This window comes from Mycolicibacter icosiumassiliensis (assembly GCF_900078685.2).
Lineage (GTDB): Bacteria > Actinomycetota > Actinomycetes > Mycobacteriales > Mycobacteriaceae > Mycobacterium > Mycobacterium icosiumassiliensis.
Genome location: NZ_LT546166.1, coordinates 1,604,176 through 1,624,096, shown reverse-complemented (window position 1 = coordinate 1,624,096; position 19,921 = coordinate 1,604,176). Strand labels below are relative to the sequence as shown.

Here is a 19,921-nt window from a genome sequence, read left to right as displayed (position 1 = left end):
AGAGGTTATCTGGCCACGGCGGCGGACAATGCATCGCTCCACCGGCGCAGCGGCGCCAGGCCGGCCCGCGCCGACTCGCTGCCCGACAACGCGGAGTAGGCGGGCCGGGCCGCCGGGCGCGGATGCACCGCACTGCTGACCGGGCGCACCCGGTCCGGATCGGCGCCGACCGCGGCGAACACCGCGCGGGCCTGTTCGTAGCGGCTCGCGGCACCGGCGTTGGCGGCGTGCAATACCCGGGCACTCGGCGGTGTGGCGGCCAACGCCAGCAGCGCGTCGACGAGATCGCCCACATACGTCGGGGATCCGATCTGGTCGTCGACCACCTCCACGACCGCATCGCCGGCAGCCCGTTCGCGCATTACCGCGACGAAGTCAGAGCCGCCCGCGGCACCGGTGTAGACCCAGGCGGTGCGCACCACCAGGGCGTCCGGTGAAGCTGTCAGCACCGCGTTCTCGCCGGCCAGTTTGGTGGCACCGTAGACGGACAACGGCCGGGTGGCATCTCCCGGTTCGTACGGGCGAGGCGCGGCACCACCGAAGTCGCCGTCGAAGACGTAGTCGGTGGAGATGTGGATCAGGCGCGCCCCGGCCCGCGCGCAGGCGGCCGCCAGGTGGCCGGGCCCGGCCGCATTGACGGCGTGGGCACGCTCGGTTTCGGTCTCGGCCGCGTCGACCTGGGTGTACGCCGCGCAGTTGATCAGCACGTCACCGGGCCGCAGGTCCACGGCGTCCACCGCAGCGGCATCGGTGATGTCGCACTGCGCCGAGGTCAGTGCCAGCAGGTCACGACCGGTCTCGGCGGCGCGTTTCGCCAGGAAAGTGCCGACTTGGCCGCCGGCGCCGGTGATCACGATCCGCTGCCGAGTAGTCATGACCGTCGAGTCTGGCACGCCGCACTCGGCTACCGCCGATACAGCAGTTACGCAAGTAATCTGAAGTGATGCCTGCGCAACGTGTGGTTCGTGTGATCGCCACGGTGGCAGCCGTCGCCGTCGTCCTGGGTACCGGAGTGGCCTGGAGCCAAGTCCGGTCGTTCGAGGACGGCATCTTCCACGTCTCATCGCTGGCGCTGGGCAACGGCGGATCCGACGGCGCGGTCGACATCCTGCTGGTCGGGATGGACAGCCGCACCGACGCCCACGGCAATCCGCTGACCCCCGAAGAGCTGTCCGCACTGCGGGTCGGGGACGACGAAGCCACCAATACCGACACGATCATCCTGGTCCGGATCCCCAATAACGGGAAGTCGGCCACTGCGATCTCGATCCCCCGCGACTCCTACGTGGCGGCACCCGGCCTGGACAAGACCAAGATCAACGGCGTGTACGGGGCCACCCGGCTGGAGACCGCCGACGCGCTCGTCGAATCCGGGATGGACCCGATCCAGGCACAGGCACGCGGTACCGAAGCGGGCCGCGAGGCCCTGATCAAGACGGTGGCCGATCTGACCGGAGTCACCGTCGACCATTACGCCGAGATCGGACTGCTCGGGTTCGCGCTGATCACCGATGCCCTCGGCGGCGTCGACGTCTGCCTCAAGGAGCCGGTGTACGAAGAGCTCTCCGGCGCGGACTTCCCGGCGGGCTGGCAGCGGCTCGGCGGCGCCCAGGCGCTCAGCTTCGTGCGGCAGCGCCACGAACTCCCGCACGGCGACCTGGACCGGGTCCGGCGCCAGCAGACCGTGATGGCGTCGCTGGCGCACCAGGTCATCTCCGGCAAGACGCTGGCCAGTCCGGGCACCCTGTCGCGGCTGCAGGCCGCGGTACAGCGGTCGGTGGTGCTGTCGTCCGGCTGGGACGTGATCGACTTCGTCACCAAGGCCCAAGACCTGGCCGCGGGCAAGGTGGCGTTCGCCACCATCCCGGTGCTCGAGGAGTCGGGCTGGAGCGACGACGGAATGCAGAGCGTGGTCCGCGTCGACCCCGGCCAGGTGGCCGACTGGGTGGCCGGGCTGCTGCACGATCAGGACGAGGGCAAGACCGAGCTGCTGGCCTACAACCCGGAGCAGACCACCGCCAGCGTGCTCAACGACACCGACATCAACGGACTGGCCGCCGCGGTCTCCGGGGTGCTCAACGCCAAGGGATTCGGCACCGGATCGGTCGGAAACAACGAGTCCGGGCACGTACCCACCAGTCAGGTGCAGGCCGCCTCGGCCGACGACCCCGGCGCACGGGCGGTGGCCAGGGACCTGGGCGGATTGCCGGTGGTGTCCAACGAATCCGTCCCGACCGGCGCGGTGCGCGTCGTGCTGGCCAACGACTACACCGGGCCCGGGTCGGGCCTGGGCTCCGGCGGCAGCAGCGCGCAGGCGGCCGGCATCTCCAGCTACGACGACGGCGAGGCGCCCCAAATCCCCGTTGCGTCACCGATTCTGACCGCGGGTTCCAACGACCCGCAGTGCGTGAACTGATCGGGAATCAGCTTTGCCTGGGCGACAACGGTCGCTGAATCCGGATCGATCAGCATTAATATCACCGCATGGCGTTAGCTCAGGGAACGTTTTTTGCCGGGTACCGCATTGTTCGGATATTGGGCACCGGCGGAATGGGCGAAGTGTATCTGGCCGAGCATCCGCGCCTGCCACGCCGCGATGCGCTCAAAATTCTGCGGCCCGAGTTTTCTGCCGACGAAGAATTCCGAATGCGGTTTATCCGAGAGGCCGACCTTGCCGCTACCTTGTGGCATCCCGGCGTGGTTCGGGTGAATGACCGCGGCGAGTCCGACGGCCAACTCTGGATTTCCATGGATTACGTCGAGGGGACCGACGCCGCCACGTTGCTGGCGCAACATTACCCGGGCGGAATACCGGCCGGCGTCGTCGAATCGATCGTTTCGGCCGTAGCCGACGCACTCGATTACGCCCATCAGCGCGGCCTATTGCACCGTGACGTCAAACCCGCCAACATCCTGCTCAGCGACCCGCAAGGCGGTGAACGACGAGTCCTGCTGGGAGACTTCGGGATCGCACGACCCATGGGTGATGTGGGTGGCCTGACGGCCACCAACGTGGCCCTCGGCACCCTCCCCTACGCAGCGCCCGAGCAGCTGATGGGCGAACCGATCGACGGCCGCGCCGACCAGTACGCACTGGCCGCTACCGCCTACCACTTACTTTGCGGGACTCCACTGTTCCCGCTTTCCAATCCCGCAGCGGTCATCAGCCGACACCTGTCCTCACCACCACCGTCGATTGCCGCCGCACGGCCGGACCTCGCCGCGCTGGACCCAGTGCTCGCACGTGCCCTGGCGAAGAGTCCAACCGATCGGTTCGCTTCATGCGCAGAGTTCGCCCGCTCACTGTCAGCAATCACAGCGCCACAAGGCCTTTCCGCGACCGCGCACACCATGGTCACCCCCGTCGAACAGGTGCAGGCCGCCAGTCCATCCGACACCAGCTCGTCCGCCCAGCCCCGATTGGGGCGACGGCGTGCCCGTTGGGCGATCCCTGCCGTGGTTCTCCTACTCGCCACCGCCGGGGTAGTCGTTTCCGCGCAAACGCATCAGCGCTTCGGCGCCCCCACACCCCCTGCTGCGGCACTGGACGGCACCTACCAGCTTGCCTACCATTACGATCTGCAGACTCTGAACGGCGCACCCGCACCGCGGGATCCCGCTCCGGCGAGCCCGGCCCCAGAGAGCAAGCCTCCTTCGAGTCCCCCAGAAACCGGCCAGTCGTATCGGTCACCGGACGTAACTTGGTGGGCATTTCGTTCGCAGTGCACACCCGATGGATGTGTCGCTGCGGCAACCAAACTGGATACCGCTGACCATACGGTCGCGGACAAGTCCGGCGCCACGATCGCGCTGCGGTTCATCGACCAAAGGTGGCAATCCGAACCCGGCCGTGAGCGTGTTCAGTACCCCGAGTGCGCCATCGAAGGCGGCAAGACCGTACCTGGAGCTGACACAGAAACAACCTCGTGGACCTGGCGACCGCAACCCGACGGCACGCTGCGAGGCATATTCACCGATACGGTGCTCACCAATGAGTGCGGGTTTCAAGGCGCGGTTAAGCAAGTCCCAGTGACGGCGACCCGGGTAGCTGATGTGCCTATCGGCGTTGCCGTAGCCGATCCGGCGACTATCAGCGCATCACCGCCGGACTCCTCGCCCCCGCCAGCGCCAACTCTTGACGGACCGGTTCTCGACGGCTTGTACCGCCTGGATTACGACTTGACCAAGCGGAAGGTCAACGGCGTGATCACGCCTTCCAAGGAGAACCTCAGAGATGAGTGGTGGGCATTTCGTTCGTGGTGCGGTTCGATAGGGTGCGCCGCCACCGGTGCCGGACTGGATGCCGATAACAATCAAGTGCCGAATGCGCTCCACGACATCCTTCATTTTGTCAATGGGCAGTGGGAATCGAACCCGATCGACCAGCTCCTCCCCATGTGTACGGTGACTCGCAATGGTCAGACCGGCCCCGAGCAATCTCCTACGTACCATTCCCAAAAGACGTGGACCCCTCAGGCCGACGGATCACTGTTGGGCGTGGAGACGGCAACGGTTACGACCAATGAGTGCGGAAACCAGGGAACCGTGTACGAATATCCATTTGCAGCAAGGCGAATGGGAGATGTGCCCCCCGCCGTAGTCTTGGCCGATCCAAAGTTGTTTATCTCCTAAAACGCACGCGGGGGTGGCCTGAGTCGACATGTCGGCTAACGTCGCTGCGGTGATCAACCTCAGCTCGGCGATCCTTGATCCGATCATGCGCGCCGACTCGGTGGGACCACGGATCACCTACTACGACGACGCCACCGCCGAGCGCATCGAACTGTCCGCGGCGACGCTGACGAACTGGGCCGCCAAGACCGGCAACCTGCTGCGCGACGAGCTCGGTGCCGGCGCGGGCAGTCGCATCGCGGTGTTGTTGCCCGCGCACTGGCAGACGGCGGCGGTGCTGTTCGGCGCCTGGTGGATCGGGGCCGAAGTGCTGCTGGACACGCCGCCGACCGGCTCGGCGAGGCCGATGCGGCAGTGGCCGCCACCGCCGGCGAGGTGGTGGTGCTGTCCCTGGACCCGTTCGGTCGGCCGGCCCCCGACCTGCCGGTGGGCGTCACCGACTATGCGACCGCGGTGCGGGTGCACGGCGACCAGATCGTCGCCGAACGCGCCCCCGGCCCAGCGCTGGCCGGATCGTCGGCCGACGACGTGCTGGCGTCGTGCGACAAGTGCGCGGCAACACTGGGTTTGACGTCGTCGGATCGGGTGTGGTCGACCAAGGACTGGAACAACCCGACCGCGCTGATCGAGAACATGTTGGCGGTGTTCGCCGTGGGTGCGTCACTGGTGCAGGTCGCCAACCCCGATCCCGACCTGCAAGAGCGCCGCCGGGCCAGCGAGAAGGTCACCCGGAACCTCGCCTGAACGGCCCGCCACGGCCGCGAGTGGGAATTTCACGACACGACACGCCCATGTCGTCGCCAGGGTCCCACTGGGCACCCACTTCCGTCCCCCATCGGGGCGAAGCACGCGCCAAGCCGAGACCCACGACACATGCATAAATGCTTATATGCTGATACCCTCACTCACAAGAACCCGCCGTACGAAAAAGGAGATGGCTCATGGCAGTGCAGGGATTGCTGGTGAAAGCGGCATCGACGGTGTTCACCGGACTGGTCGGAGTAAGTGCCTACGAGGTGGCACGCCGGGCACTGGCGAAGGCTCCGCTACATGAGGCGGCGGTAGCGGCCACCGAGTGGAGTCTGCGCGGAACCCGGCGAGCCGAAGAGGTCGCCGAGTCGGCGCGACTGAAGGTGGCCGACGTGGTTGCCGAGGCTCGCGAACGCATCGGCGAGGAGGCCACCCCGCCGGCAGCGGCCGTCGAGCACGACCACGACCACTGATCGCCCGGCGCCGACGATGGGGAGCGCAGCGATGAAGAGCAGCGGCGTCATTGCAATCGTGCCCGCCGACCACGATGAGCTGACCGTCGTGTCCGACGCGGCCGGCCGGATGCGGGTGCAGGTGCCGTGGGTCCGGGGCGACTCACGACGTGCGGTGGCGGCTGAAGAGGCCGCCGGCCGCGTCAACGGGGTACGTACCGTGCACGCCTATCCGCGTACCGGCTCGGTCGTGGTCTGGTACTCCCCCAAGCGGAGTGACACCGGGGAGATCCTCGCGGCCATCGCGTCCGCGGCCACCGTTGCCGCCGAGCTGATTCCGGCCCGCACGCCGCGTTCGGCCGACGTCAGCAACACCGACGTGCTGCGCATGGTGATCGGCGGCGCGGCGCTGGCACTGCTGGGGATGCGCCGCTACGTCTTCGCCCGGCCGCCGCTGTTGGGGCCCAGCGGCCAGCTCGTCGCGACCGGCGCCACGGTCTTCATGGGCTATCCCTTCCTGCGGGGCGCGCTGCGCTCGATCCGGTCCGGCAAGGCCGGCACCGACGCACTGGTGACCGCCGCGACCGTGGCCAGCCTGATACTTCGCGAGAATGTGGTCGCGCTGACGGTGCTGTGGTTGCTCAACATCGGTGAGTACCTGCAGGATCTGACGCTGCGGCGGACTCGCCGTGCCATCTCGGATCTGCTGCGCGGCAACCAGGACACCGCCTGGGTCCGTTTGGCCGACGGTACCGAGATTCAGGTGCCGATCGACACGGTGCAGATCGGCGACGAGGTGATCGTCCACGACCACGTGGCGATCCCGGTCGACGGCGAGATCGTCGACGGGGACGCCATCGTCGACCAATCGGCCATTACCGGCGAGACCCTGCCGGTCAGCGTGATCGCCGGGGCGCGAGTGCATGCCGGTTCGGTGGTGGTGCGCGGCCGAGTGGTGGTCCGGGCCACCGCGGTGGGAAACCAGACCGTGATCGGCCGCATCATCAGTCGCGTCGAGGAGGCGCAGCACGACCGCGCACCGATCCAGACCGTCGGCGAGAACTTCTCCCGCCGCTTCGTGCCGGCCTCGTTCATCCTGTCGGCGATCACCTTGGTGCTCACCGGCGATGTCCGTCGCGCGATGACAATGCTGTTGATCGCCTGCCCCTGTGCGGTGGGGCTGGCCACGCCGACCGCGATCAGCGCGGCGATCGGCAATGGCGCCCGGCGCGGCATCCTGATCAAGGGCGGCTCGCATCTGGAGCAGGCCGGCCGGGTGGATGCGATCGTGTTCGACAAGACCGGCACGCTGACGTTGGGCCGGCCGGTGGTGACCAATATCGTTGCCATCCATAAGGATTGGCAGCCCGAACAGGTGCTCGCCTACGCTGCCAGCTCGGAGTTGCATTCCCGTCACCCGCTGGCCGAAGCGGTGATCCGGTCCACCGAGGAACGCCACATCAGCATCCCGCCGCACGAGGAGTGTGAAGTCCTGGTGGGGCTGGGCATTCGCACCTGGGCCGATGGCCGCACCCTGCTGCTGGGCAGCCCGAACCTGCTGCGCTCGGAGAAGGTCCGCATCTCCAAGAAGGCGGCGGACTGGGTCAGCAAGCTACGCGCGCAGGCCGAGACCCCGCTGCTGCTGGCGGTCGACGGCACCCTGGTCGGCTTGATCAGTCTGCGCGACGAGGTACGCCCAGAGTCACGTGAAGTACTTGAGGCGTTGCGCGCCAAAGGCATTCGCCGCATAGTTATGCTCACCGGCGATCACCCGGAGACGGCGGCAGCGGTGGCGACCGAACTCGGCATCGACGAATGGCGAGCCGAGGTGCTGCCGGAGGACAAGCTGCAGGTGGTCCGCGCGCTTCAGGACGAGGGCTACGTGGTGGGCATGGTCGGTGACGGCGTCAACGACGCCCCGGCATTGGCCGCCGCGGACATCGGGATCGCCATGGGTCTGGCCGGTACCGACGTTGCGGTGGAGACCGCCGATGTTGCCCTGGCCAACGACGACCTGCGTCGGCTGCTCGACGTCCGGGACTTGGGCGGACGTGCGGTCGAGGTGATCCGGCAGAACTACGGCATGTCGATCGCGGTCAACGCCGCAGGACTGTTGATCGGCGCCGGCGGTGCGCTGTCACCGGTGCTCGCGGCAATCCTGCACAACGCGTCGTCGGTGGCCGTCGTCGCCAACAGCTCGCGGTTGATTCGCTACCGGCTGGGCGCCGAGGCGGCGACGCCGATGGCGTCCGTGCCGTCCGTGCCGTAATCTGTCTCCCGTCCCGACTGTTCCTGTCGAGCACCACCACCAGCTCCAGGGCAGTCGGGACTTAGCGCCGATAGGCGCAACATCGCAGCGGCGCTTAGCAGCCACAGCCCTCGCCGCGCCAGGAGCGGAAGCCCTGCCACACCGAAACCTGAGTTTGGACACCCTCAGCGATTCTGATGTGGTGTAGGTCTCTGACCTGCTGTTTGTGTCTGGCGGGCGGGTATTTTGGGGTACTAACCGGGTAGGTTCGTGCGGTGGCGTACGTCCGGAAGGTGCGCACTGCCTCGGGTGCGGTGGCGGTGCAGGTGGCGCGCAAGGACCAGGGCAGGGTGGTGATCCTGGCGCATCTGGGCTCGGCGCATACCGATGCTGAGCTGGGCATTCTGCTCGATGCGGCCCAACAGGTGGTCCTCGACGGTCAGGCCGCACTCGACTTTGAGGTCGGTGCTCGCGCTTCGTCGATGGCCCAGGTGGCCGACTTCCGGGAGCGCGCCTTGCTCGCTGCACCGGTCCAGTCCGGCAACCCAGCACCGGTCGTGCCGCCAGGGCGCACGCTGGGCACCAGTTCGCGACTGCTCTATGACGTGCTGGCCCATGTGTATGACTGGCTCGGTTTCGGCGAGGTCGGCGATGACGTGTTGCGGGATCTGGTGATCGCCCGGATCGTAGAGCCGACCAGCAAGATCGACGCGCTGCGAGTGCTGGCCGACCTCGGAACAACACTGGTGTCGTACAAGACGATTGACCGCCACGTCCGCAGCCTGCACGCCGGCCCGGCCCGAGATGTGCTCGCCGCGAAGTGCTTTGCGCATTCCCGTGATTGCGGAGGCCGCTCACTGCTGCTCTACGACGTCACAACCTTGCATTGGGAAGCCGAGAAAGAAGACACGCTGCGCCGGGTTGGCTACAGCAAGGACCGCAAGGTCGAACCTCAGATCGTCGTCGGACTGCTGGTGGATCGCACCGGGATGCCTTTGGAGATCGGCTGTTTCGAGGGCAACACCGCCGAGACGACCACCATCGTGCCGATCATTCGCGGTTTCCTCGAACGCCACCAACTTCACGGGACGCCGATGGTGGTGGCCGCTGATGCCGGGATGCTCTCAGCGGCCAACCTCAAAGCCCTCGACGAGTTGGAGTTGTCGTTCATCGTCGGATCCCGAATGACCAAGGCACCCGGGGATCTGGAGTCCCATTTCCATTGGAACGGCGATGTTTTCATCGATGGGCAGATCATCGACACCGTGACACCCCGGCACGCAAACAGCACCGTCAACGACTGCAACAAACGTGCTGAGCCGGTCTGGGACCCCCAAGCCCACCCGGGCGCCTGGCGGGCGGTTTGGGCGTACTCGGCCAAACGGGCACGGCGTGACCAGAAAACCCTGGCCGCCCAGGAAGCCCGGGCGCGAGCCATCGTCGACGGCTCCAAACCGGCCAAGACCGCCCGGTTCGTAAAGGTCCGCGGCAATGACCGGGCGATCGATGAGGCCAGTTTGGCGCGTGCCCAATCACTGGTGGGCTTGAAGGGGTATGTGACCAATGTGCCGCTCACCGTGATGCCAGCCAGCGAAATCATCGCGAAATACCACGACCTGTGGCACGTCGAGAAGTCGTTTCGGATGTCCAAGAGCGACCTCGAAGCGCGGCCCATGTTCAACCGGATGCGCGACGCGATCGAAGCGCACCTGACTATCGTGTTCGCCGCCCTGGCCGTCTCTCACGTCATCCAGTCGCGCACCGGCATATCCATCGCCAAGGCCGTCAAGACGCTGCGACCACTGCGCAGCGCCACCATCAACATCAACGGAGCCACCCAGACTTTCCCGCCGGCCATCCCCGACGCCGAACGCAGAATCCTCACCGACCTCGGCTTCAAACCCGGGTACTAAGCCAAATGTCCAAACTCAGGGGGACTTAGCGCCGATAGGCGCAACATCGCAGCGGCGCTTAGCAGCCACAGCCCTCGCCGCGCCAGGAGCGGAAGCCCTGCCACACCGAAACGGCGGCCACCCCCAGACCGATCAGCGGGTCCAGCCACCAACCGCCGGACCACTGCGTGGTGAGAGTCAGCCCGACCAGTACCGCGGCGGCCTGGATCGCACACAGATAGTTCTGCACGCCCTCACCGACGGTCGCCGCCGAGCCGAGGCGGGTGCCGAGCCGTCGCTGGGCGCGGCCCAGAACCGGCATCACCAGCACGGCCGCGGCGGTGACCGCGATGCCGATGGCGCTGCCTTCGCTGCGCTGGTCCCCGAACAGGTGACGTAAGGATTCCGCGGCGATATAGGGGGCGTTGATCCAGAATGAGATCGCTACGCCGATCTGAGCGCGCCGCTCAGCCGTCTCGGACAGTGTGCGGGCACCGGTGAACCGCCAGATCACCACGGCCCCGGCCAGCGCCTCGGGAATGGCGCCCAGCGCCCAGCCGGTCAGGGCGATCGAACCGGCGGCCAGGCCCTGCCACAGGCCCACGACGCCTTCGATTCCCACTAGGACCAGGCTGATCCAGGCAAGCCGGCGAGCCCAGGTCGCTGCGCGATGCCAGCCCCCATCGCGCAGGACGGGACCGCCATGGGCGTGCCCGGCGTGATGGTCGTGGTCGTGGTCGTGGCGCCCGATGGTCGTGCCCGAGGCCTCGGTCACCGGATCGGTGATGCCTGCTGCCGGGCCCGCGACGCTACTGTCCACCCAAAAAATGTTACCTGGCGTTTCGGTGAGGCAGCCGTCACAGCGCCTCCGGCTCAGGCAGCCCTCAGCTGTTCGCGTCCACCTTGACGACGCGATCGTTGCCGCGGTCGGCGACATAGACATTGCCGCGTTTGTCGACGGCGACATCCAACGGGGCATTGAGTCCGGTGAACGGCAGCACCACCGGGATCGCGGCACCGGCGGCCAGTTTCACGACCTTGTTGCGGTTGTGCTCGGTGACGTAGACGTCGCCGGCTTCGTCCACCGCGATACCCCACGGCGCGACGATCCCGGCGAAGGGCAACACCACCTGTTCGCCTGAGGCGGCCACCAGCTTGAGCACCCGGTTGTTGCCGGTGTCGGTGACGTAGACATTGCCGGCGGTGTCGACTGCCACCCCATCGGGCTTGTTGAGACCGACGAATGGCACCGTGGTCTGGGCATTGGTGGCGGTGTCCAAGCGCAGCACCATATCGTTGCCGCGGTCGGCGACATAGACGTTGCCGCCGTCGGAGTCCACCGCCACCCCGTCGGGGTCGTCCAGGCCGGCGAACGGCAGCACCGTGTGAGTCTCGGCGTCCGCGCCGAGCTTGACCACCCGATTGTTGACATCGGAGAAGTACACGTTGCCCAAGCTGTCGACCACCACGCCACGCGGCTGGTACTGGTCACTGAAGGGCACCACGGTCGAGGCGGTCGAGTCGGCGGCCAGGCGCACCACCCGCCCGTGCATGCCCTCACTGGTGACGTAGACGTTGCCGTCGCCGTCCAGCGCCACCCCACCCGGTGAGAGCCGGTAGTCCAGGTCGGTGAACGGCAACACCTCCTGCGGAGGTGACGCCACCGGCATCGCCGACGAGGGCTGCGACACCACGTGCCCGATTCCGGCGGCGACGGCCACCGCGGCAACCACCGCGGCCGCCACCAGCACCGGCTTGCGGGGTAGCCGCCATCGCCGGGACGGGGTGGGGATGGCCGGGGTGCCGGTGTGCAGATCACCGCGCAGCAGGAGTGACATCGGGAACGGCGCCGGCGGCGGGCCGCCCAGACCGGTGCCCAAAACCGCACCGAATCCGCTGTCCGTCGGCGCCCATCCGGCACGGCTCACGCCGGCCGACAGTGCGCCGCCACCCCGGCCCTCGGATCGTGGCTCGGGTTCCAGGCCGCCGGGCAGGGGCAGTGCCGGCTCGCCGCGCCGCAGAATCCGGGACACCTGGTGGCGTTCGGGCTCGGTCAGCGCCTGGTAGGCGGCGGCAGCGAGCTCACCGGCGCTGCTGTAGCGCTCCTCGGGTTTGCGGGCCAACCCGCGGGCCAGCACCGCGTCGATGGCCGCCGGAACGCGCCCCGGTCGCAGCTTGCTCGGTTGCGGAGGCTCGGCGGTGCGGCGTTCTTCGATCGCCTCGTCGACGGTGTCGGCGGAGAACGGGCACACCCCACTGAGCGCCTCGGCCAACACAGCGGCCAGCGAGTAGATGTCGGCGAGGTGCGTGACCTGCTCACCGGTCAGACGCTCGGGCGCCATGTAGGTGACGGTGCCGACAGCCGGCTTGGCCCGCACGCCCGGTTCGGCGATGGCCGCGGCCACCCCGAAGTCCATCAAATAAGCCAGGTCGTCGCCGGTGAGCAGGATGTTGTCGGGTTTGACGTCGCGGTGGACGACGTAGGCGTTGTGTGCCGCGTCCAGGGCCGCGGCGACCTGCCGCACCACGGCCACCGCCCGCGGCGGGCTCAGCGGACCTCCGTCGGCCAAGACGGTGGCCAGGTCGGTGCCGTCGATCAGGCCCGCCTCCAGGTAGAGCACCTCATCGATCTCGCCGTAGGCGCGGATCGGCACCACATGGGGCTCGGTCAACTGCCCGGCGGCTTCGGCTTCGTCCTCGAGCCGGCTGCGGAACGCCTCATCGGCGGAGAGCGATTCGGAGATCAGCTTCAGCGCCACCGTCTCGTCGTTGCGGGTGTCCTCGGCCCGGTAGACATCACCCACAACGCCGTGGCCGAGCAACCGCCCCAAGTGATAGGGGCCGAATCGCGATCCGGTCCGCGAACCCGGCACGGGGTTGTTCACCGACGACGCTCCCTTCGACCACAGTGCCGCGCACTGCGGCGAAAGATTGGCTACCAGACTAACCGGCGCCGACGCCGCGAACGGTCACGAGATCGCGTTGACCGCGGTCAGGAGCCTGGATTTGAAGGACGGCGGCAAGGGAATGAAGCCGTACTGGTCCAGCCCATCCTGGCCTGGACCGATCGCAGCCTGCAGGAACGCCTTCACCGCGGTGCCGGTGGCGGCGTCGGGGTATTTCGAGCAGACCAGCTGGTAGGTCGCCGACACAATGGGATAGGCGCCGTGTTCGGTGGGCCGGTAGAGGGACGCCGTATCGAGCACCAGGTCGTTGTTCGGGTTCGCGTCGGACACGAATTTCGCCCCAGCGATCGTCTTGCCGACCGATTCGGCGGAGATCGCCACCGGGGCCCAGCCGGCCGCGGCGATGATCTGCACCATGGGCAGCTGCTTGCCGACCGCGAACGACCATTCGTTGTAGGTGATGGATCCGTCGGTGGTCTGCATGGCCGCCGCGGCGCCGTTGTTACCGGTAGCAGCTTCGCCGATGCCGCCGTTGAACATGTCGGCGCCGCCGGCGTACCACGCGCCGTCAGAGGCGACCTCGAGGTACTTCTGGAAACTGGCGGTGTTCGGCGACCGGTCGCTGCGGTACACCACATGGATGGGCAGCGCGGGCAATGTGACACCGGCGTTGAGCGCCTTGATCGCGGGATTGTCCCAGCTGCCGATGGTGCCGTTGAAGATTTTCGCCAGGGTGGGCCCGTCCAGGCTGAGGCTGTTCACCCCGTTGACGTGATAGGTGACGGCAATCGGACCGAACACCACCGGCAGGTCCCAGGCCGGCGAACCGCACCGCTCTGCGGCCCGTTCCGGCTGCGTCTTGGCGGGGTCCATGGCGACCTCGGAGCCGGCCAGGTCGATCTCGTTGGCGATGAAGTCGTCCACTCCGGTGGAGGAGCCGTTGGCGTTGTAGACCAGCGCTTGGCCGGGGCAGGCCCGGGAGTAGGCGTACGCGAATTGCTCGATCGCGTTGGTTTGGGCCGTCGAGCCGCCGGCATGCAGTTCCTGCTTGCCCCCGCAGTCCACGCCCGCCGCCGGGTCCTCGCCAGACACCAATTGAGCAGAGCCGCCGCCACAGGCCGAAACCGTCAGTGCGCCAACAACCAGCAGCGCTGGCAGCACGGTCGATCGGCCGAATTTCACAGGACGAGACTGTACCGCTACTGCGCGCTCGCGGGCCGAGTACCGCCGGTTTTACCCCGGGCCGGGTGACGCGATCGCGGGCGGCGCTCAGACGAACTGCCAGGCGGCCCGCGCGATCGCCAGCTCTTCATTGGTGGGAACCACCAAGACGGTGGTGCGCGATCCGTCGGCTGAGATGATCCGGGCGCCCCTGCCGGTGCGGTTGCGTTCGGGGTCCACGACGATGCCCAGCCCGTCCAGGCCGGCCAGTGCGTCCTCGCGCACGCTGGGCGCGTTCTCCCCCACCCCGGCCGTGAAGGCGATGGCGTCGACTCGGCCCAGCACCGCCAGGTAGGCGCCCACGTATTTGCGCAGTCGGTGAATGTAGACGTCGTAGGCCAGTCCGGCGGCCTCGCCCAGCGCGCCGCCGGCCTCCCGCTTCTCCAGCAACTCGCGGAAATCGTTGACCCCGCTGAGCCCCTTGAGCCCGGAGCGGCGGTTCAGCAGCTCGTCGAGCTCATCGACACCCATCCCGGCGGTGCGGTTGAGGTGGAACAACACCCCGGGGTCGATGTCACCGCTGCGGGTCCCCATCACCAGGCCCTCCAGCGGGGTCAACCCCATCGATGTCTCGACGGCCACCCCGCCTTGCACGGCCGAAGCCGAAGCCCCGTTGCCCAGGTGCAGCACGATGATGTTCAACTCGCCGGGGTCACGGCCCAGCACGGCGACGGTCTCACCGGAGACGTATTCATGTGAGGTGCCGTGGAATCCGTAGCGGCGAATACCGTATCGGGTCGCGACGTCGTGGTCGATGGCATAGTTGGCCGCGGCCGCCGGCAGCGAGTGGAAGAAGCCGGTGTCGAACACCGCCACATGCGGGACGTCGGGAAAGTCCTTGCGGGCCACTTCGATCCCGATGACGTTGGCCGGATTGTGCAGCGGCGCCAGCTCGGCCAGCCGCGCCACCTCGGACACCACCTCATCGGTGATCAGTGTGGGTGCATGGAACAGGTTGCCCCCGTGCACCACCCGGTGCCCCACGGCACGGACAGCGGCCAGGCCAATGCCGGAGTCGATGAGCTGCCGATGGATCAGCCGCAGCCCGGCGGCGTGGTCGGCCACCGGGCTGTCCGCCTCGCCGATCTGCTCCACCAGTCCGGACAGCACCGCGGTCCCGGCCACCGGGTCGACCAGTTGGAATTTGATCGACGACGAGCCGGAGTTGAGCACCAGCACCAGGCCGGATGCGGTTTCGTTCACGGAGTCACGCCCTGCGCCTGGATTGCAGTGATGGCCACGGTGTAGACGATGTCGTCGACCAGCGCACCCCGGGACAGGTCGTTGACGGGCTTGGCCAGTCCCTGCAGCACCGGGCCGATCGCGAGCGCACCGGCACTGCGCTGCACCGCCTTATAGGTGTTGTTACCGGTGTTGAGGTCTGGGAACACCAGCACGGTGGCCCGCCCCGCCACCGGCGAGTCCGGCATCTTGGCCGCGGCCACCCCCTCGTCGACCGCGGCGTCGTATTGGATCGGACCGTCGGCGAGTAGATCGGGGCGACGCTCGTGCACCAATTGCGTTGCCGCACGAACCTTGTCGACCCCGGCGCCGGAACCGGATTCGCCCGTCGAGTAGGACAGCAGCGCGACTCTGGGTTCGATGCCGAACGCTGCCGCGGTGGCCGCCGAGGAGATGGCAATATCGGCGAGTTGCTCAATGGTCGGATCGGGCACCACCGCGCAGTCCCCGTAGGCCAGCACCCGGTCGGACAGGCACATCAGGAACACACTGGAGACCGTGGACACCCCGGGCGCGGTCCGGATGATCTCGAACGCCGGCCTGATCGTGTGGGCGGTGGTGTGCACGGCACCCGACACCATTCCGTCGGCGATCCCCAGATGCACCATCATGGTGCCGAAATAGGAGATGTCGCGCATGATCTCGCGGGCACGGTCCTCGGTCACACCCTTGTGCGCGCGCAGTCTGGTGTATTCGGCGCCGAAGGTATCCCGCAGGTCACTGGTCTCTGGGTCGATCACCCGCGCGGCGTCCAGGTCCACTCCCAGCTCGGCGCCGCGTTGGCGCACTGCACCTTCCACGCCGAGCAGGGTCAGATCGACGATCCCGCGCGATAGTAACCGCCCGGCTGCCAACAAGATCCGGTCATCTGTTGCTTCCGGCAGCACGATGTGGCGACGGTCGGCGCGGGCCCGTTCCAGCAGCCGGTACTCGAACATCTGCGGGGTGATCACCGTCGACGCCGGCACCCGGATCCGGTCGGCCAGCTCGGCGCCGTCGATGTGCGCGGCCACCAGGGCTAGCGCCGTGTCGATCTTGCGCAACGCACCGATGGTGATCTTCGAGCCGGTGTGCGACACCTTTTCGGCGGTGTCGTAGGTGCGGTGGCTGGTGGCGATCAACGGCAGGGTGGGCCGCAGGCCCTTCACCAATTTGTCGATGGCCGGGTGAGGCAGCAGACCGCCGTTGAGGATGATCCCCGCCAGAGATGGGAAGCCCTGTGCCTCATGCGCGTTCACCAATGCCAGCAGGACGTCGGAGCGGTCGGCCGGCACGATCACCACCTGGCCCTCGGACAGTCGATCGAGAATGTTCTCAGCGGTCATGCCGCCGACCATGACGCTGAGCGCTTCACGGCGCAGCAACTCCGGGTCGCCGCTGTAGACAGTGCCACCCAGCGCGGTGCAGAGTTCGGCCATGGTCGGGGCCGACAGCAGCGCCACCTCCGGAACCGCGAACGCCGGAACGCCTATGCCGGCCAGGCGTACCGAGATCGCCTGGGTGACATCGGCCAGCCGGTCCGGGTCGCAGCGGTTGGCGATCACCGCCGCCGGATGGGCGTGTACCGCGGCCACTTCGGCCAGGCAACGCTCGGTGATCTCCGCGATGGCCTGCGCGTCGCGGTTGTAGCCGTTGACCGCCAACACCAGTGGCGCCCCCAGGTTCACCGCGACGCGCGCGTTGAAGCTTAACTCACTCGGGTTGACGACGTCGGTGTAGTCGCTGCCGACCACCAGCACGGTGTCGCAGTGCCGGGCGACTTCGTGGAAACGCGCGACGATCTCGCCCAACGCCGCCTCCCGGTCGGCGAAGACCTGCTGGTAGGTGACGCCACGGCAGGCACCGTGGTCGTCGATGGTGGCGGTGGCATGAGCCAGCAGCAGTTCGAGTTGCTCGTCGGGCTCGTCCAGCGATCGCACGACCGGCCGGAAAACCCCGACCCGGGTCGAGGAGGCGGCCAGAAGGTGCAGCAGGCCCAGCGCGAGCACGGACTTGCCGGTGCCGCCCTCGGCGGCGGCGAGGTAGATGCTCGACGTGCCGGCGTTACCTTCTGACATCGGATCAGGCCAAGGCGATCCGGTCGATCGCGGAGCTCAGTCGCGCCACCGTTCCCTCGATATCGGCCAACTTGTCCAGACCGAACAGCCCTATCCGGAAGGTGCTGAACGTCGCCGGCTCATCGCATTGCAGCGGCACTCCGGCCGCGGTCTGCAGGCCTTGCGCCAGAAACTTTCTGCCGGTGCGGATGTCGGGGTCGGTGGTGTAGCTGACCACCACGCCGGGCGCTTCGAATCCCGGTGCGGCCACGCTGGGGAAGCCGCGTTCGGCCAGCAGCGCACGTACCTTGCGCCCCAGGGTGAACTGCTGCTCGCGCACGGTCTCGAAGCCGCGGTCACGGGTTTCGGCCATGGCGTCGCGAAGGCTGCTGATCACGCCGGTCGGCATGGTCGCGTGATAGGCGTGGCCACCGTTTTCGTAGGCCACCATGATCTCGCGCCACTTCTTGAGGTCCAGCGCGAAGCTGGTGCTCTGGGTGCGCTCCATGACCTCCAGCGCCCGGTTGGACAGGCAGACCATGGCGCAGCCCGGCTCGGCACTCCAGTCCTTCTGCGGCGCGGTCACCAATACGTCCACCCCGAGCGCCGCCATGTCCGCCCAGACCACGCCGGCGGCGATGCAGTCCAGGACGAACAGGCCGCCCACCGCGGCGGTGGCCGTGCCGATGCGCGCCAGGTAGTCGTCGGGCAGCAGGATTCCGCTGGCGGTCTCCACGTGCGGAACGCACACCACCGCCGGCCGGATCCGTGCGATCGCCTCCTCGACCTCGTCGATGGGCGCGGGAGCGAAGGGCGCCTGGTCGCCGTCGCCGGTCGGGCGTGCCTTGAGTACGGTGACGCGGTCGGTGATGCGGCCGGTCGCAAGGATCTGACTCCAGCGGTAGCTGAAGAACCCGTTCCGGACGACGAGCACATCGGCGTCGTTGGCGAACTGGCGCGCGACCGCCTCCATGCCGCACGTTCCGTTGCCGGGCACGACCACTGCCGCGTCGGCGTGATACACCTCGCGCAGCATCGCCGAGACGTCGTTCATGACGTCTTGGAAGCGCACGGACATGTGGTTGAGCGCCCGGTCGGTGTAGACGACGGAGTACTCCAGCAATCCGTCGGGGTCGACCGCGGGAAGAAGTCCTGGCATAAAGCCTCTCCTAGGTGGGGCGGACAGCGCCGAATGCCAATCTTAGGGCTGTCGCATTCGTCAGTTCACCGATGCGCGCGAGGTCCTTAAGCCGATCACGACATCGGAAATGTTGCGGCCGCCGAGCCACCGGCCCAGCGCTTCTGCGGTGCCGCGGACAACGGTGCCCCGACCGACGCGCGGACGAGGTCGATCCGGTGTGTCATCGCTGCGTCAGCGCAGCAGGTGTCGGCTCATGACGACGCGCTGGATCTGGTTGGTGCCCTCATAGATCTGGGTGATCTTGGCGTCGCGCATCATCCGCTCAACCGGGAAGTCCGTGGTGTAACCCGCCCCACCGAACAACTGCACCGCATCGGTGGTCACTTCCATCGCCACATCCGAGGCGAAACACTTGCTGGCCGCCGAGATGAAGCCCAACCCGGTCTCACCGCGCTCAGCACGCGCCGCCGCCGAATACACCATCAACCGCGCGGCCTCCAGCTTCATCGCCATGTCGGCGAGCATGAACTGCACACCCTGGAACGTGCTGATGTTCTTGCCGAACTGCTTGCGGTCCTTGGTGTATTCGATCGCCGCGTCCAACGCGCCCTGGGCAATACCGACCGCCTGCGCACCGATGGTCGGACGGGTGTGATCCAAGGTCCGCAGCGCGGTCTTGAACCCCGTCCCCGGCTCGCCGATGATCCGGTCGCCGGGAATCCGGCAGTTCTCGAAGTACAACTCCGTGGTGGGCGAACCCTTGATACCGAGCTTGTGCTCCTTGGGCCCGATCGTGAAGCCCTCGTCGTCGATGTGCACCATGAACGCCGAGATGCCGTTGGCGTCCAGATCCGGGTCGGTCACCGCCATCACCGTGTACCAGCTGGACTTGCCACCGTTGGTGATCCAGCACTTGGAGCCATTGAGGATCCAGTCATCACCATCGGCCTTGGCTCGGGTACGCATCGCCGCGGCGTCACTGCCGGCTTCGCGCTCGGACAGTGCGTAGGAGGCCATCACCTCACCGGCCGCCAAACCCGGCAGCACCTGCGCCTTGAGCTCCTCGGACCCGGACAGGATCAGACCCATGGTGCCCAGCTTGTTCACCGCAGGAATCAGCGACGACGAAGCACACACCCGCGCCACTTCCTCGATGACGATGCAGGCCGCGACCGAGTCCGCGCCCTGGCCGCCGTACTCCTCCGGGACGTGGACGGCGTTGAAGCCCGACGCGTTCAGCGCCGCCAGTGCTTCCTCGGGGAACCGAGCCTGCTCGTCGACCTCCTTGGCGTACGGAGCGATCTCCTTCTCCGCCAACGCTCGAATCGCTGCCCGCAACTCGTCATGCTCCTCGGGGAGCTTGAACAGGTCAAACGACGGATTCCCGGCCCACCCAGCCAT

The 19,921-nt window shown here is 67.5% G+C and carries 13 protein-coding genes and 1 pseudogene; 6 read left to right on the top strand and 8 right to left on the bottom strand.

The annotated features are described in order from the left end of the window. Positions 1–5 precede the first annotated feature (5 nt). Positions 6–875, bottom strand: coding sequence for a dTDP-4-dehydrorhamnose reductase (rfbD, locus tag BN4346_RS31600; protein ID WP_067970646.1), 870 nt, complete (start codon positions 873–875; stop codon positions 6–8). A 68-nt stretch (positions 876–943) separates the two neighbouring features. On the opposite strand from rfbD, the gene BN4346_RS31595 reads away from it, so the two are divergent. The 6 genes and pseudogenes from BN4346_RS31595 to BN4346_RS31570 all read left to right on the top strand — a co-directional run bounded on the left by BN4346_RS31595 (position 944) and on the right by BN4346_RS31570 (position 9,995). Continuing rightward, a complete protein-coding gene (locus BN4346_RS31595; protein ID WP_067970643.1) occupies positions 944–2,416 on the top strand; it encodes an LCP family protein in 1,473 nt (490 codons plus the stop codon). Positions 2,417–2,484: 68 nt separating this feature from the next. Next, positions 2,485–4,632: a serine/threonine-protein kinase gene (locus BN4346_RS49710; protein ID WP_078058535.1), complete on the top strand. Its 2,148-nt coding sequence runs from the start codon at positions 2,485–2,487 to the stop codon at positions 4,630–4,632. A gap of 28 nt (positions 4,633–4,660) precedes the next feature. After that, positions 4,661–5,376: pseudogene (locus BN4346_RS31585) on the top strand (TIGR03089 family protein). 197 nt (positions 5,377–5,573) lie between these two features. Then, entirely contained in the window at positions 5,574–5,855 is a 282-nt protein-coding gene (locus BN4346_RS31580; protein WP_067970639.1) for a DUF1490 family protein, read from the top strand. A gap of 31 nt (positions 5,856–5,886) precedes the next feature. Further along, positions 5,887–8,103, top strand: a complete 2,217-nt coding sequence (ctpC, locus tag BN4346_RS31575; RefSeq protein ID WP_067970636.1) for a manganese-exporting P-type ATPase CtpC — start codon at positions 5,887–5,889, stop codon at positions 8,101–8,103. A 254-nt stretch (positions 8,104–8,357) separates the two neighbouring features. After that, positions 8,358–9,995, top strand: a complete 1,638-nt coding sequence (locus tag BN4346_RS31570) for an IS1634 family transposase (RefSeq protein WP_067970634.1) — start codon at positions 8,358–8,360, stop codon at positions 9,993–9,995. Positions 9,996–10,053: 58 nt separating this feature from the next. Here the strand turns inward: BN4346_RS31570 and BN4346_RS31565 are convergent, their stop codons facing one another. The 7 genes from BN4346_RS31565 to BN4346_RS31535 form a co-directional block, all read right to left on the bottom strand. Then, positions 10,054–10,665: a cation transporter gene (locus tag BN4346_RS31565; protein WP_067971114.1), complete on the bottom strand. Its 612-nt coding sequence runs from the start codon at positions 10,663–10,665 to the stop codon at positions 10,054–10,056. 193 nt (positions 10,666–10,858) lie between these two features. After that, positions 10,859–12,859 carry a serine/threonine-protein kinase PknD gene (locus tag BN4346_RS31560; RefSeq protein WP_067970632.1) on the bottom strand — a complete coding sequence of 667 codons (2,001 nt, stop codon included), beginning with the start codon at positions 12,857–12,859 and terminating at the stop codon, positions 10,859–10,861. Positions 12,860–12,943: 84 nt separating this feature from the next. Continuing rightward, positions 12,944–14,062 (bottom strand): phosphate ABC transporter substrate-binding protein PstS, encoded by a 1,119-nt coding sequence (gene pstS, locus BN4346_RS31555; RefSeq protein WP_067970631.1) that lies wholly within the window; start codon positions 14,060–14,062, stop codon positions 12,944–12,946. Between the two features lie 87 nt (positions 14,063–14,149). After that, positions 14,150–15,304 carry an acetate kinase gene (locus BN4346_RS31550; protein WP_067970629.1) on the bottom strand — a complete coding sequence of 385 codons (1,155 nt, stop codon included), beginning with the start codon at positions 15,302–15,304 and terminating at the stop codon, positions 14,150–14,152. After that, positions 15,301–17,400, bottom strand: coding sequence for a phosphate acetyltransferase (gene pta / locus BN4346_RS31545; RefSeq protein WP_067970627.1), 2,100 nt, complete (start codon positions 17,398–17,400; stop codon positions 15,301–15,303). The genes BN4346_RS31550 and pta overlap by 4 nt, the downstream gene beginning before the upstream one ends. Positions 17,401–17,404: 4 nt before the next feature. Beyond that, entirely contained in the window at positions 17,405–18,538 is a 1,134-nt protein-coding gene (locus BN4346_RS31540) for an aminotransferase class V-fold PLP-dependent enzyme (protein ID WP_067970625.1), read from the bottom strand. A 213-nt stretch (positions 18,539–18,751) separates the two neighbouring features. Continuing rightward, entirely contained in the window at positions 18,752–19,921 is a 1,170-nt protein-coding gene (locus BN4346_RS31535) for an acyl-CoA dehydrogenase (RefSeq protein ID WP_067970624.1), read from the bottom strand.

Coding starts and splice junctions, on each gene's coding strand:
- ctpC (WP_067970636.1), top strand. CDS start 5,887: ATGAAGAGCAGCGGCGTCATTGCAATCGTGCCCGCCGACCACGATGAG.
- BN4346_RS31580 (WP_067970639.1), top strand. CDS start 5,574: ATGGCAGTGCAGGGATTGCTGGTGAAAGCGGCATCGACGGTGTTCACC.
- BN4346_RS49710 (WP_078058535.1), top strand. CDS start 2,485: ATGGCGTTAGCTCAGGGAACGTTTTTTGCCGGGTACCGCATTGTTCGG.
- rfbD (WP_067970646.1), bottom strand. CDS start 875: ATGACTACTCGGCAGCGGATCGTGATCACCGGCGCCGGCGGCCAAGTC.
- pta (WP_067970627.1), bottom strand. CDS start 17,400: ATGTCAGAAGGTAACGCCGGCACGTCGAGCATCTACCTCGCCGCCGCC.
- BN4346_RS31595 (WP_067970643.1), top strand. CDS start 944: ATGCCTGCGCAACGTGTGGTTCGTGTGATCGCCACGGTGGCAGCCGTC.
- BN4346_RS31540 (WP_067970625.1), bottom strand. CDS start 18,538: ATGCCAGGACTTCTTCCCGCGGTCGACCCCGACGGATTGCTGGAGTAC.
- BN4346_RS31535 (WP_067970624.1), bottom strand. CDS start 19,921: ATGGCTGGGTGGGCCGGGAATCCGTCGTTTGACCTGTTCAAGCTCCCC.